The organism is Lentibacillus salicampi (assembly GCF_004565465.1).
GTDB classification, from domain to species: Bacteria; Bacillota; Bacilli; order Bacillales; family Amphibacillaceae; genus Lentibacillus; species Lentibacillus salicampi.
Genome location: NZ_SRHY01000002.1, coordinates 178,711 through 193,068, shown reverse-complemented (window position 1 = coordinate 193,068; position 14,358 = coordinate 178,711). Strand labels below are relative to the sequence as shown.

12 protein-coding genes are annotated in these 14,358 nt (G+C 43.2%); 2 read left to right on the top strand and 10 right to left on the bottom strand.

What is annotated here, in order from left to right; genetic code table 11:
- Positions 1 to 195: 195 nt before the first annotated feature.
- The 10 genes from E4U82_RS19765 to E4U82_RS03125 form a co-directional block, all read right to left on the bottom strand.
- Complete coding sequence (locus E4U82_RS19765; RefSeq protein ID WP_167751309.1) at positions 196 to 342, bottom strand: hypothetical protein; 147 nt, start codon at positions 340 to 342, stop codon at positions 196 to 198.
- A complete protein-coding gene (locus E4U82_RS03165; protein ID WP_135108585.1) occupies positions 339 to 1,469 on the bottom strand; it encodes an MBL fold metallo-hydrolase in 1,131 nt (376 codons plus the stop codon). The genes E4U82_RS19765 and E4U82_RS03165 overlap by 4 nt, the downstream gene beginning before the upstream one ends.
- A gap of 78 nt (positions 1,470 to 1,547) precedes the next feature.
- Positions 1,548 to 3,209: a midas domain-containing protein gene (locus tag E4U82_RS03160; RefSeq protein WP_135108584.1), complete on the bottom strand. Its 1,662-nt coding sequence runs from the start codon at positions 3,207 to 3,209 to the stop codon at positions 1,548 to 1,550.
- 38 nt (positions 3,210 to 3,247) lie between these two features.
- Entirely contained in the window at positions 3,248 to 3,781 is a 534-nt protein-coding gene (locus tag E4U82_RS03155; protein ID WP_209300531.1) for a DUF6114 domain-containing protein, read from the bottom strand.
- 29 nt (positions 3,782 to 3,810) lie between these two features.
- A complete protein-coding gene (locus E4U82_RS03150) occupies positions 3,811 to 4,416 on the bottom strand; it encodes a DUF6230 family protein (RefSeq protein ID WP_245183511.1) in 606 nt (201 codons plus the stop codon).
- A 4-nt stretch (positions 4,417 to 4,420) separates the two neighbouring features.
- Entirely contained in the window at positions 4,421 to 5,248 is an 828-nt protein-coding gene (locus E4U82_RS03145; protein ID WP_135108582.1) for a DUF6230 family protein, read from the bottom strand.
- A 144-nt stretch (positions 5,249 to 5,392) separates the two neighbouring features.
- Positions 5,393 to 7,081 (bottom strand): GDSL-type esterase/lipase family protein, encoded by a 1,689-nt coding sequence (locus E4U82_RS03140; RefSeq protein WP_135108581.1) that lies wholly within the window; start codon positions 7,079 to 7,081, stop codon positions 5,393 to 5,395.
- 97 nt (positions 7,082 to 7,178) lie between these two features.
- Positions 7,179 to 7,823, bottom strand: a complete 645-nt coding sequence (locus E4U82_RS03135) for a class D sortase (RefSeq protein ID WP_135108580.1) — start codon at positions 7,821 to 7,823, stop codon at positions 7,179 to 7,181.
- Between the two features lies 1 nt (position 7,824).
- Positions 7,825 to 9,777, bottom strand: coding sequence for an immunoglobulin-like domain-containing protein (locus E4U82_RS03130; RefSeq protein ID WP_135108579.1), 1,953 nt, complete (start codon positions 9,775 to 9,777; stop codon positions 7,825 to 7,827).
- Positions 9,778 to 10,222: 445 nt separating this feature from the next.
- Positions 10,223 to 11,320 (bottom strand): SDR family oxidoreductase, encoded by a 1,098-nt coding sequence (locus E4U82_RS03125; protein ID WP_135108578.1) that lies wholly within the window; start codon positions 11,318 to 11,320, stop codon positions 10,223 to 10,225.
- A 132-nt stretch (positions 11,321 to 11,452) separates the two neighbouring features.
- On the opposite strand from E4U82_RS03125, the gene E4U82_RS03120 reads away from it, so the two are divergent.
- Together E4U82_RS03120 and E4U82_RS03115 are read left to right on the top strand one after the other, a co-directional pair.
- Positions 11,453 to 12,904: an FAD-binding oxidoreductase gene (locus E4U82_RS03120; protein WP_135108577.1), complete on the top strand. Its 1,452-nt coding sequence runs from the start codon at positions 11,453 to 11,455 to the stop codon at positions 12,902 to 12,904.
- The gene (locus E4U82_RS03115) at positions 12,876 to 14,357 is read left to right on the top strand and encodes an FGGY family carbohydrate kinase (RefSeq protein ID WP_167751307.1); all 1,482 of its coding nucleotides are present in this window, start codon (positions 12,876 to 12,878) and stop codon (positions 14,355 to 14,357) included. The genes E4U82_RS03120 and E4U82_RS03115 overlap by 29 nt, the downstream gene beginning before the upstream one ends.
- The last annotated feature ends 1 nt before the right edge of the window (position 14,358 follow it).

The window sequence follows — 14,358 nt, the reverse complement described above, 5'->3', positions numbered from 1 at the left end:
GTTTGATCATTTATAAAAATAAAAAGAACGCTAAGAAGTTCTTAAGCGTTCTTGTTACTATTCTTATTTCTAACTGTCAGGTATGTAACCCTGGTATACGATATGAAGTAATATTTTATTTCAGGAAAAGAGATCTGGGTAATCTAAATCCGAAAAAGTGTTTTGACTGACTTATAACGCTCACGGTTTCACTTTTCATTTTTCATTTGGGAGATTGGGCTCTTCCACATCACTCAACGATAGGGCAGACGGTTTCCCATAATAAAACACGGGAAATTGTTTGCCGAGTGACTTTGCTGCCACATATTTTGATATGGAAAAATCATAAACAACCGCTTTCATGTTTGATCACTTTTGGGTCTTTGAATCGTACCGAATGCTACCTTTTTGTGCATAAAAGAAGGCTTGGTTCCAATCGCAAAGATACTTGGAGTCAGTTCAGAGCTCGGAAAGAACTGCGGAAACTTCGGGTTTTTCCGGCTTAGATCAGCCATCAGCTTTTCCTGTACGACGGAATTATATTGCCTTGATGTATTCTCAAGCGTGTTCCCATTAATAACGACATCAAAACGGGTATGTTTCGCATATTGTTTCAAACCGGGGATACCACTTTCTTCAGGTACAAGACATTCGGCTGCAATGGCATTTTCGCTGCTCACCCATATGCCTGTGTCTGTGTTGACAACAAGTGAATGATTGCCTTGTGTATGTCCCGGGGTATACATGAGTGCCACACCAGGCCCTAACAACAAATCCCCGTTTGTAAATAATAGGCTATCCAAAGGGATATCCTCATATGTTTCCGGCTGCCATATTTCCTGCAATGGATGCAGGCGCGGCAAAATATCCCATTCCTTTTGCTGGACAATAAGCTTCGCATTTGGGAAATAGGGCTCTAAAGGTTCATTTGGGCTTAAGTCTGCTTGCGGTTTGATAGTGCCCAACCAACGACGGACATCCTGGGTGTGCAAATGATCATACGTGATGTAATCCACATCTTCCGGCTTCAAACCTGCATCTTCCAAATAATCTTCTACTGTTCCGTACGTTTTGGGTAATAATTTTTGACTAAATTTACCATATTTTTCAATCAATGCAGAATAGAAAGGCGTCCCTTCATCTAATTCCGTTTCGGATGGTTCGTTCAATAATGTCCAAGTACGGCCCTGTGCCTCCCATTGGACAATAAACATCCTGTTGGTAAACCAAATAAATGGTACCGGACTTCTTCCCGCGCGCCACAACCCATATTTTTTAGGGTAAGGAATTTTAATCAAATCAAACGAATGAAATGCTGATGCCTTACCGGTTTCTTTAAACCATTTCTTGAATCCGGGAACAGCATCTCTTATTTGTTGCAATTGTCTTCCCGGGTTATAATCCTGATGGGCTTCCTCAAAATGCGGTATTTGCTGAAAAAGATCCTGTGATTCTAAATTTTCCACCGCGTTAATTATAATACACCTCACAATTATCCGTACTCATGTGGGTATGAAAGTCGTTCAAATTACAATTGCTTCAATCATGTATGCTTATATTAAGATTTGTCAGGGATCAGCTTCACTTTCCTGCTTTGATCCATCATTACCGTTATTACCATTTGTCTGTTCACTGCCATCATTATTTTTCTTGCTCTCCTGTTTTCCGTCCTGGCTGGCAGACGCTGCGTCACCATTTTGTTCATCAGAAGAATCGGAATCCTCGTCGGTGTTTTGATCCTCATTACGCTTTTTTTCTTCGGATGATTTTTTGTTCCCTGTGTCATCATTTTCGCCTTTTCCCTCAGGCTTTTGCCCCTTTTCAACCTCAACAAATGACAGGGTTTCCATTAAATTTTGATAGATGTCATCAGAATAATCATCTTCAAATTCCATAATGACAGCTTTTAAATCCTTTATGTTATCGGTGATGGCTTCTTTTTTCTCAGTGATTGACTTTACATTTTCTTGCAATTCATCATGCCGCTTCATGACACTATCCATGTTTTCTTTAAATGTTTTAAATTCTTTTTTGAATGCATCGATTGTCAGGTCTTCATTCTTTTCATCTGAATTCTTTTTAGAATCGGAGTCAGCCTGTTCATCATGATTGGTTTCTTTATCGTTTCCGGCCTCACCAGTCTCAGCTTTGTCCTTCAGTTCATTATAGTTTTCTGCCTGTTTTTGTTTTTCCGGATCCAGTTTATCTTTTTCGGCCTCAAGTGCTGCCAGAGACTTTTCTTTCATTTGGATACTTTCTTCCAATTCTTTGACTAATCCGGCTGCCTCCTGTGCTGCACTAAAAAACTCAGCGGTTACATCATCATATGACTTATACGTTTTCTCAATTTCGTGTGTAAGTGGAACTAAAGGACTTACGGAATCATCAGAATCACTATCCGTATTAGCCTCTTCACCTTCAGACGTGTTACTGTTTAAATCCAAATTTTCTTCCATAAACTGAATCAATTCTTCTTCAGTCATGTCAGCTGTCAGATGCTTATTACTAACATCAGTCAACTGCTGCAAATGGTTCGTGTATTCATTATCCTGTATTTTCTCAAAATGCTTCTCCGCTTGTTTAATCAGTTCTTCGATTGTTTGCAGTTTTTCTTTATCATCTTCCAGTCCTTCTGTCATTTCCTTTAGAGTCATGTCCTGTTCATCCATCTTTTTCAGGGTGTTTGCCATTTCCTGTTCACTCATTGATGTTTCCGGAGAAGCACCCCCGCATTCACTTTCAAAACACGTTTCGACTTTGGCATCAGGGAGTGAAATATTATCTGCTGACTGCTGGGGAACTGTCATTTCCACACCCTCTAAACAGGCCCATCCCAACTTCTCTGACACACAAAGCCCATCGAAGTGAGGCGGGCCGCCATCAATCGTATGTGCCTTCAGGTTCTTGACATCTATCGGACCTGGAGATGTTATTTTAATTACCAGCCCCTCTTCTTCACCCCGGTCAAGCGTTTTGGTTATCGTCAATCCCTCAATGATTCCCTCTTTTATGTCAATCTTACCTCCAAGGGCACCGGCGACATCCATAGCACCTTCAACTCTGTCGGATTCAATGGTAAATCCACCACTGTCCCCACCGTCTTCTTCACTCCCATCATCATCTTCCGCTAAAACAGAAGAAGCACCAATAAGCGAAAAAATCAGCATACACACAAGTATGAACACCGCGTGAAGAAAAACAGGTTTATAACATTTTGGATTGTTTTTCATATGCAACTCTCCTTGTTAACAGGTTCACCTTCGTAGCTTTACACTTGAGCTGTTTCGACGTCTTCTTCAACCCGCTTCTCCGATTTTTTATCATGTTTACCGCGTTTTTTGTTCCGCTTATTATCAACGGTTACCTCATTTTTCTCCCAGGCAATCAGCAGTGAACCACCGATAATACCGAATAAGGTGCCTATGACAAATCCGCCCAGCGCTCCCATAACTGATAGAACAGATAAGAAGATCGCAACTACACCAAACACGGTCGAAAACTGCGGATAAATATACGAGAAAATACCGATGATCAACATCAGCCCACCGAAAATGAAGCCGACAAACACAAGGCTCCCGGGAATAAAGGCAATCGCGTATAAATGCAACGGGATATATAAAATCAGCAGTGCTGCAAACAGCGTTAAAGTTGCACCCCAAAACGGTCGGCGATTTCGCCATTTTTTGAACTTACCCGCTTCAGCAATTTTCGTGTATCTTTCTTGCAGTTTTTTTTCTAGTTTTAATGCTTTGGCTTCCCTTTTCTCTTCTTTTTTGAGTGCCCTGGCTTCTTTCTTATCCATATCATGTATCCCCTTTCCGCTCATGAGGATTATTCTTCTATCATTTTAGGCGCATCAATTTTCTCAACAGAAATCTTGGCCCCTTCTAAGCTGACCATTTCCTGAAAAAGATAATCAGTCACTAAGGTAGCGTCTTGTATCGTAATTGTAGAAGCATTCTGCGACCAATTTTTCGCGAAATCATCTGTGTTCTGTTCTTTAATTTCCAATTGATCAAAACTTAAATCAGCATCAATGAGACGCGCATCCTGTTTCAGCCCTGTAATTGTTGTCGGACCTGACGCCCTAATATGAACCCTGACCCAGTTGCCGTCCCCTGGTAATGGTAAGTCTTTATAAATGTGCAAATTTGTTATGGTCACGTCTTCTATTTTATTCCGTACCATAGGCTCAGCATCTGAATTTCCAGTTTCCCCTATATGTGGTAATAGTTGAAAACCCTTACCTTCCAATTTATCGAACTCTACATAAAAGTCCCCAATTCCACCAAGCGGCATCGCAAATGCAGTACCACTAAAACCAAAGGCTGACAAAAGGCCGCCAAGTGCCAGAGAGCCACTCAACAAAGCTATTAAAAATTTCTTTTTCAGTGTTTTACCTACTGTTATCTTACCTTCGTTTTTCAATCGACACACCCCTTTACATGTTTTCGGTCATGCTTTCCTTTTCCGCTGTTCCACCATTACTTCTTATCTTCCTTATTAAAAGAAGAATTCCGCCGCTGATCACAAGCACGGCCCCGATTATGACAGGCAGGAATATATTGCTGGCTGTATCTGGCAGCACACTCCCGCCGCCATCGCCATTGCCGCCATTAGATGACACAGCTGCCACACCGCTATCCGATTTTTTGTTACCGATTTCATAATCAATCTGTTCAGGCTCTGAGATATTTTCAAGAGAGATTTCGGCGCCATTCAGCGTTACCATGTTTTGGAATAAATAGTCTGTCACAATCACCGCATCCGTGATCGTAACGGTATTGGCATTTTGCGTCCAATTCTGTTTAAAAGCATCTTCAGCTGACATTTCAGAGGTGTTTGATTGTTCAATTGCCATATCATTAAATGAAAGATTCGCATCTATGAAACGTGCATCCTGTATGAGCCCCTCAATCGCAGCTGGCTGACTTGCCGCTATATTTACCCTGATCCACCCCCCGCCGGGTAGCTTGAGATCTTTATAGATGTGTAAGTTTTCAATCGTTGCCGTATCCATTTTGTTTCTCACCAATGGTGCCGTATCCTGATTTCCTGTCTCACCAATATTGGGATTGAGTGTAAATCCCTCTCCTTCCAATTTATCAAACGCTACATAAAAATCACCCATTCCTCCAAGCGGAACGGCAAAAATCGTACCCGTGAACCCAAAAGTTGCAATCAGCATGCCAAATAAAAACAAGCCTGCCAAAAGCGCTGTGAAGAACTTTTTCTTAACCGTCGATCCAACAGCAGCTTCTCCGTTCATTCCTAAATCCCTCCTTCCTTCATGATATTGGACTGAATTGAATGAAAATTCTCTTTATGTTGATCCCATTGTAAAATATAAACATGATGATTAATACCCGACGATTATAGGTAATTTAATTTGAATAACACCTGACTATACTCGCTAACTGGCATGCTTGCCACGGAAAGCGATAAGGATCCCACCGATAAGAGCCGTCAACGAACCTATCAAAATCATTAAAGGGTTGTTCGTAACGGTTTCCGGCAGCTCGCCGCCTTTAACAAGAGGGTCATAAGTGCTTTCTTTGGTCTCACCCCGATCATTATATGTCACGGCTGTATCCTCTTCATCACACTTGCAATCCCTGTTTTGACCGCTTTCATCATCTTTCTGACCGGTATTCTCCACACTGTCATTTTGATTGTTGTCTTCACTTGCTTTGACAAATACACCATATGTTAACAAGCGGGAAGACTTAAGCGTTATGGTTTCTGATTTTTCATCCACTGTACCATTCTGTTTCTTCCATTCGCCGGAATCTGGTTGAAAATGATAAATAGCCACTTGATCAGCATCAAATTTATCTGCATCATATCCCATTTGGAGTGCATATGATCCAGAAGTGCCTTTTCCCTCAGACGGGAAGGTCAATTTAAAATTGTACACGTCTCCTGCAAGCGCCAACCCTTCTGCACCGGTAACCTTTTCACTGTCACTTGCATCATATACTTCCAGGGTGGTACCCCACGGTATATCTGAAGGCACTGTCAGAGTAGTTTCGGTCCCTTTAATCATAACCGTCACACCGGGACTTACTTCTGTTTTCTCACTGGGCGTTACCGTTATCTGTTCCGGCTTCACGACGGTTACAAGGCGTGTTACTGTTGCAGTGTTGCCTGCTGTATCAGTTACTGTATATGTAACAGGATACTCGCCGGGTTCATTTGTGTTGACTTCACCGGATACTTTAATCTGTTTTGATAAGTCACCATCAATGTTATCTTCAGCTGAAGCACCTAGCTCTTCATATTTTACGCCTGCTGCCAGTTTCATTGATTCATCGCCATTAATTGAGATAATAGGTTTGACCGCATCAATTGCTGGAACGATTTCCTCAAGAAATTTGTCAGCAATTACCTCGTAGCCCGCTTCATTCGGATGGATATCGTTTGGATTAGGCAAGTATGTTTCATGTTTCCCCTCAAATGCTTCAAATGTTGGGATAAAAATGGCATCATTACTTTGAGCGACTTCTTTTAATGTTTGGTTCATTGCGTCTATCATAGGAACTATCAAACTTTGCTTTTCTTCCAAATAAGGCAATGCGTTATAATAACCCAGCACAAATATTGGTGCATCCGGGTTAATGTTGGCTATTTCATCAAATATTTTTTCCATATTTGAATTAATTTGATTGATGGCTGAGGTTGCTTCTTCAATAGCTTCCGGGCCCACATTTTCGATATCAACTTTTTGCAATACATCATTGGCACCAGCACCTATTGTGATGAGATCTGCATCCGCTATAGCTCCCATAATCCCATTCGTATTGTTTGACAGCTGGATATAAACATCTTCTGTAGTAAATCCCCCAACACCTGCATTTATTAAATTAACGTCATAACCATATTGATTTTCAATTCCATCTTGAATATATACAGGATAGCCATTGCCGATTCTCCTATTTCCGTCTTCATCTGGTTCATTTAAATAGCCGGCAGCTAGTGAATCACCCAATGCTACATAGTCAAAATCCTGATCATACTGTTCGGAATCAGCCAAAGTATGAACTGGAAATAGCAAAAAGATCATAAGCAGAGATAATAAAAAAGAATTCTTAACAAGCTTCATCGTTTCACCCTCTATAAATATGGAGGCACAACAACCATAGGGGTGTTATGCCTCCATATTTTAATTGAACAAGATATCGTTATACCTCACCATTCAGTTAATCCAAGTTTAGGAGATCGCCTTTTTTGACCAATTCGGCCTCGACGATATAACGGTCAGGTGCGCTTCCAACGAAATGAAATGGATAGCAAGTTGATAATGTTAAAGTCGGTTCATCCTTTCCGACGATAACACTGCGATCATTTGCGTCGGTAATCCAAGTTTTATTAATCTGGTATTCATAGTCTACACCATTGTAGTTCACGTAGAGCGCGTCACCATCTTCCAAATCGCCGACCGGACGGAATACACTATCCCTGTGACCGGACAATACCGTATGCCGGCCTTGATCCGGCGGAGCAGTCCATTTGCTGTCGTACATCCCGACTCCTTTAGCAAGTGCCTCGTCGCCGGTGCCCCAAAAGACATCAAACGCTAGATCAATTTCCGGAATGATGAGTTTTGCTATGTCCTTACCATCGTCATAATCCGTATTGACCAATTCCCCGCTATTCCCTGTCCTCTCAATGTTATCAGGCTCTGTACCGACAGATAAGGTCTCTTTATGATCTTCATTTTCTGATGCTTTGACAACATTATCATCAATACGCTCCACCGACTGCATGCCACTCCAATATTGCCAGCCAAACCAGCCAACCATTATAATCCCTGTAATAATCAATACGACCCCTGTTTTTTTCATATTATCCTAAAACCTTTTTACGGAAAAATACAAGTGCGCCCCCCGCAACTGCCATTAATGAACCTATCAGCATAAACAGAGGGTTGTTTGTCGCGGTATCAGGAAGATCTCCGCCTTTATCACCTGAATTATCCGTACCGTTTCCGTCTCCATTTTCTTCCCCATTACTGCCATTGTCATTGTCATTGTCATCATTTCCCGCAGCTTTTCCTTCACTGCCATCATTGCTGTCATCGTTTCCGCTGGCTGCACTCTGATCATCACAATCACAGTCGCCTTCAGGACCTTGTTCACCCTGTTCGCCTTTTGGTCCTTGAGGGCCTTCAGGACCCTTGATATTGGCTACAAGTTCCCAGCCTTCCGATTCTTCAGACTTAATGTAGACGTCGCCGGAAACTTTATCAAGATACAGGTCGCCGAAAATGCCTTGTTCCATGTTTGGCTTGCCTTCGCCCACAAGCCACATGGCTCCATCCTGGCCATCTTCTCCGTCCTGACCATCTTCACCGTCTTGGCCATCTTCTCCGTCCTGGCCGTCTTCTCCGTCTTGGCCATCTTCTCCGTCCTGGCCGTCTTCACCATCTTGGCCGTCTTCTCCGTCCTGGCCATCTTCACCATCTTGGCCGTCTTCTCCGTCTTCACCTTTAAGGTTACCCACTAGTGTCCAACCATCAGCTTCTTTCTGGTACACATCAAAAGTAGCAGTATCCAGATAAAGATCACCTTCAGCACCTAAATCTGCAGATGGATCACCTTCATCGGCATACCACATGCCGCTTTCATCATTGCCATCACCTGGATCTTCACCGCCATCATCAGGTTCCACAACAGTTACAGTCCGCGTTGCTGTCGCTTCATTGCCGGCTTCATCCACCACGGTGTAAGTGATTGTATATGTTCCCGGCTCGTCCGTATTCACGTTTCCGCTTACTTTGACAGCATCTGTCAGGTCACCATCTACATTATCTTCTGCTGTTGCACCTTGCTCTTCGTAAGCTTCTCCTATTTCAAGCTCCATTTCTTCCGGGCCATTCAGAGTAATGACCGGAGCTTCCGTATCCTGTTTTTCCGGTTCCACAACAGTTACAGTCCGTGTTGCTGTCGCTTCATTGCCGGCTTCATCCACCACGGTGTAAGTGATTGTATATGTTCCCGGCTCGTCCGTATTCACGTTTCCGCTTACTTCGACAGCGTCTGTCAGGTCACCATCTACATTATCTTCTGCTGTTGCTCCTGGCTCTTCATAAGTGTCGCCTATTTCAAGCTCCATTTCTTCCGGGCCATTCAAAGCGATGACCGGGGCTTCCGTATCCTGTTCTGCTTCTTCAATCGGGATGACATTTAAAGTGGTATCCTCACCAACCGGTGAACATGAAGCCGGTATTGGCGATTCTCCCAATGGTCCATGAACTACTAAATTCGTGTCAATATTCCCGGCCTTTATAACCACTTCACCCTCTTCACCAGCTACAAATGGCCCAGCATCAACCCCACCCTCACCAGGTACACTAAAAGTGAGTGGTCCAGAGTCAGGTACTTCAGTATATGGGATTTCTATCGGAGTATCAGCCACATTAATGGTGGCATCCTGATTTTCAGAATGAAGATTAAATACTGTTGCTTCACCGGAAATAGCTTCACCCCCTAACAGTCCACCTATAGTGCCAACGACATCTTCCGGTAATGTGACCTGGGTTGAGGATTCAGTAATCGTGAATTCTTCCCCCGGAGAAACAGAATCCGGTACTTCTGCACTGATTGTCACAGGCATATCAAAATTCGTTACACTGGTACAGCTGTATGTTAAGGTTGTTTCGGCTGCATTAACCGTATTCAACCCACCTGCATACATAAACAACATCGGAACTGCCAGCAGCCCGGCCGCGACTTTTCTAAACATCTTTCTAATTGCAAACGCCTCCTTTATTTTGATCATGATGCAAAACTTTCCCATCACCTCCTTAACAGATCATCGAAAATTAATCACACCTTCTGAATCACTCAAACAATAGCCCGTGAATTCGTTCAGATGACTGGTGTATTATGTAAATTGAAAACGCATTCATAGTTAGATTGATAGGACTAAAGTCTTTATGTGATTCTTCTTTAGTATAAAGTCCTTACCAGCCTGTACCAATCCCTAAAAAAATAGGAATCTTCAATATTATTACATAATATCCCGACGTTTGTATGATAACTGCTTATTCGTACGCTCTTGCAAAACCCAAAAGTAATTAATTGAGAATTTTTTCTTTGCATCGCATAATTTGCAAGCAACTTAGCGTCGACTGAGCAAACCAAAAAACGGCCCTGTATAAACAGGAAACCGCTTTTTATCTTAGTACGTATATAATTTGTAGCCTTAAGGATTTCTTAAGTATCCAGTTCCAGCATCTTGTTCATCTTATTTCAATTTGTTTTCTATGATCATCTTTATATTTTCTGTAAAAGCTGATCATTGATGGAAGCGTGTCTTTTAAATCGGGGCAGCTGATGCCTGATCCTTGCAGATCTGTAACTGCTTGACTGCAATCATAAGATGAGCATGTGATAAAATAGTCCATTGCCTCCTTTTCCACATGCCACCATTTGCGGATTGGTTTCAGTCCCATGATTGCTTTAATTAGGGTCACTGGAATTTTTCCTTTAGGCGTTTTCCCTAAATAATGCTCCGTCAGCATTTCCTGTAACTCCCTCATTGTATATGGTTTCGGGTCGGTCAAATGATAGGTTTTCCCCACACCAACCGGATCGATTGCCAGAAAACTGGCAGCCTGTAAAATATAATCACTTGGTACGAAATTGCCTTCCGGTTCACCATCACCAATATATGGGACACCCAGGCCACCTGCCTTATCAAGAAAATTCAACATGAAATAAAGACCATCAAACTTGACTGTTTCACCGGTTTTTGAATCACCTTTTACAACACCAGGACGGATAATCGTCGTCGGGACGGATTTTTTCTGATCTTCCACAAGCAGCTCAGCCTCATATTTTGTTTGTTCATAGTGATTTCGGAAATCCTGCCCTTCTGCAAGCTCATGTTCATAAATGCGCCCTTCACGTTTTCCGGATACATAGGCAGTGCTAAAGTATATATAGCGCTCAAGTTTGCCTAACGTTTGTACCCAGTGATTGACTTGTTGTGTACCATTTACATTGACATTGCGGGCAATATCCTGTGGAACCGCCAGATCATAAATAGCAGCCAAGTGAAATACATGTGTAACGGTATCACGCAAAACCTGATTCACTTCCGCACTGATAGCCAAGTCGGGCTTTGTAATGTTACCGCTTACAATTGTGAAAAGACTTGTCTCCACTCCTTCTTTTCTTGCGTAATTTGTAATTTCATCTGTTGCTTGATCCAGCAGGTCAGGTAAAGCGAGCAAATAGATATGATCAATTGTCTCATGGTGATCATGGATAAGCTGTTTTACCAAGTTGCCGGCAAGAAAACCTGGATACCCTGTCAAAAAATACGTGCTCCCCATTTTTACATCTCCAATCATTTAGAAAAGTGTTAATCTTACAATATACTATCACAAACGTGTATTGACAAACAACATTATGTACAGTAATCTGTATTAAAGAATATTAATACATTTCTAAAGGGAGACAATGTTATGACAGATAATGTTATAAGCGAACTCAAGGATTTACTCGATGATAACCGTGTGCACCACGACCCTGAGCTGCTGACTGATTACACAACAGACACCTGGCCGTTAAAACTGGTGCAAAAAGCCGTTGGCGCAGCAATGGATCGGCCTTTATGTGTCGTTCAGCCAAAAAATACAAACGAGACTGCGGCATTGCTTCAACATTTGAATAAAAGAGACATTGCCGTTGTTCCATACGGGGGTGGTTCAGGGGTCCACGGAGGTGCCCAGCCGAATAATGAAAGCGTTATGATTGATATGGGCAATATGTGCGATATCGTGGAACTTGATGAAGAAAACTTAACTGTTACAACACAACCCGGCATTGTTCACCGCAACCTGGAAGATTATCTCAATCAACACGGGTACATAAGCGGACATTACCCGCAATCTATAGACTTGGCACAAATCGGCGGGCTTGTCGCAACGAGGAGTGCCGGACAATTCAGCACGAAATACGGGAATATCGAAAATTTGCTTGTCGGGCTTGAAGCAGTGTTGCCGACGGGAGAAATTGTCCGAATCAAAAATGTCCCCCGCCGCTCGACAGGGCCTGATCTGAGTCAATTGCTTATTGGATCGGAAGGAACGATGGGAATCATCACGGAAATCACCCTTAAAATTTTTCCCAAACCGGCAGACCGCTGGATGTGCGCTTATGGAATCAAGAACATGCGTGAAGGATTACACATCATTCGGACGTTTATGAGGGAGGGGTGGAATCCTGCTGTTGTACGGCTTCACGATCAAATGGAAGCTGCCAAAAGTTATTCTGATATTGTGAATGGTGAAGAATCGATTTTACTTATTCTGTCAGAGGGTCCTGAAGGATACGCACAAACAGAAGGAAAGGCACTCGATAAAATCATCCTTGAACAAGGGGGGCGTTCGCTTGGACCAGATCCTGTCGAGTCATGGCTGGAGCATCGCAACAATACCGGTGAATTACAGGAATATACGAGCCAGGGAATTATCATTGATACAATTGAGATTGCTGCTAACTGGAGCGATATTGCAACGATTTATGAAAAGGTAACCGAACGGCTGAGAAAAGAGGTGCCAGAACTGCTGCTTGTGACCGGACACTCTTCCCACAGCTATCCACAAGGAACCAATATGTATTTTATTCTTGCAGCCCATCCACCAAAAGATCCAGAAGGTGTGGAACGCGTCTATCAATCTATTTGGCAAAAAGTCATGGAAGTCACATTAGAAAACAATGGAACCATTTGTCACCATCATGGTATTGGGAAACTGCGTGCCTCATGGATGCCTCAGGAACTGGGCAGTGCTTATCCTATGCTGAAAAAATTGAAAAGAATTATGGACCCGCAAGGCATTATGAACATTGGAACACTTTTACCTGTGAATGAAGGGGAGAAAGAAAATGCGGAATCAATTTATTCTGGCAATTGATGCGGGGACTTCCGGTATCCGGACAATTCTTTATGACTATCACAGCAGTGAAATTGCAGCCACTTACAGCGAATTTACACAAATAACGCCGGAACCGGGGTTATTGGAGCATGATGCGCTGGAAATTTGGAATGTAACGAAGGATCTCATATCCCAAACGTTAAAAAAGGCCGGTACATCACCTGAAAACATAGCAGCCATCGGTGTCACCGGCCAGCGTTCTACTGTTGTTGCATGGCATAAAACAACTGGCGAACCAGTGCATAACGCGCTTGTCTGGCAGGATTTGCGCACACGGAAGCGATGTAAAGAGCTTAGTGATCTGATCGGCATGGAAGTCAGCACCATTTCTGCCTTTACAAAGTTTGAATGGCTGCTTGATCATGTTCCAAATTGCCGGGAGGATGTTGAAAAAGGTGAGGTACTGATTGGGACATTGGATAGCTGGCTGGTCTGGAATTTAACAGGAGGAGAAGCTTTTGTAACAGACCCTTCAAATGCTGTCACAACAATGATGTGGCTTCCACCGTTAGGAGAATGGAGTCCGGAAGTTGCGCAGATTATTGGAATGCCCGCCGAGAAACTTGCAACCATTGTACCGTCCAGTCACGTATATGGTTCCACCTATCCGGAAGCGTTCGGTGCGGAAATTCCCGTTGCTGCTATAGCAGGTGATCAGCAGGCGGCCATGTTCGGTCATTTATGCCGGGAACCCGGCTCAGGAAAAGCAACATATGGTACCTCTGTCATGGTCAATGTCAATACGGGTGAGGAATGGATTTATTCGGAAAAACTGAATTCCCTTGCCTTATGGCGCCTTGGTGGTCAGGATGAATTTTGCCTGGAAGGGACGGTCATCACTGGAGGCGCATCGATCAGCCTTGTAAAAGACCTTCGTATCCTTGAAACGGTGAACGAAAGCCTGGCATTATCTGAAAGCGTTCCCGACAGTGGCGGTGTCTTTTTTATCCCTGCTTTGCAAGGGCTTGGGACGCCTTATATGGATCCGGAGGCCAGGGGAGCCTTGTTTGGGCTGACACGATCAACAACCCGCGCGCATATAACGAGAGCTGTATTGGAAGGAATCGCCTTCCGTACCCGTCAGGTCGTTGAAACATTGCGTGAGGTCGCCCCATTCCCGGCACTTGAAACATTGCGGGTCGATGGCGGCATGGCGGCGAACGATGCTTTCCTGCAAATGCAGGCGGATATCCTTGACATCAACATTGAACGGCCAAACACCAATCAGGTCACATCACTTGGAATTGCCTATCTTGCGGGATTAGCAGTCGGTTTTTGGGCAAGTGAAGAAGAAATCAAGCAATCAAAAGTAAGGGGTAAAATCTTTACACCAGGCGATAATGCCGCTGACATGCAGGAACGTTACAAGCATTGGGAAAAGTCAGTCGATACTGTAAGGGCTTTGACTGCAACCGAATACAAAAGGAGCTGAC

Coding starts and splice junctions, on each gene's coding strand:
- E4U82_RS03135 (WP_135108580.1), bottom strand. CDS start 7,823: ATGAAAAAAACAGGGGTCGTATTGATTATTACAGGGATTATAATGGTT.
- E4U82_RS03115 (WP_167751307.1), top strand. CDS start 12,876: ATGCGGAATCAATTTATTCTGGCAATTGATGCGGGGACTTCCGGTATC.
- E4U82_RS03125 (WP_135108578.1), bottom strand. CDS start 11,320: ATGGGGAGCACGTATTTTTTGACAGGGTATCCAGGTTTTCTTGCCGGC.
- E4U82_RS03155 (WP_209300531.1), bottom strand. CDS start 3,781: ATGGATAAGAAAGAAGCCAGGGCACTCAAAAAAGAAGAGAAAAGGGAA.
- E4U82_RS03120 (WP_135108577.1), top strand. CDS start 11,453: ATGACAGATAATGTTATAAGCGAACTCAAGGATTTACTCGATGATAAC.
- E4U82_RS19765 (WP_167751309.1), bottom strand. CDS start 342: ATGAAAGCGGTTGTTTATGATTTTTCCATATCAAAATATGTGGCAGCA.
- E4U82_RS03160 (WP_135108584.1), bottom strand. CDS start 3,209: ATGAAAAACAATCCAAAATGTTATAAACCTGTTTTTCTTCACGCGGTG.
- E4U82_RS03140 (WP_135108581.1), bottom strand. CDS start 7,081: ATGAAGCTTGTTAAGAATTCTTTTTTATTATCTCTGCTTATGATCTTT.
- E4U82_RS03130 (WP_135108579.1), bottom strand. CDS start 9,777: ATGGGAAAGTTTTGCATCATGATCAAAATAAAGGAGGCGTTTGCAATT.
- E4U82_RS03145 (WP_135108582.1), bottom strand. CDS start 5,248: ATGAACGGAGAAGCTGCTGTTGGATCGACGGTTAAGAAAAAGTTCTTC.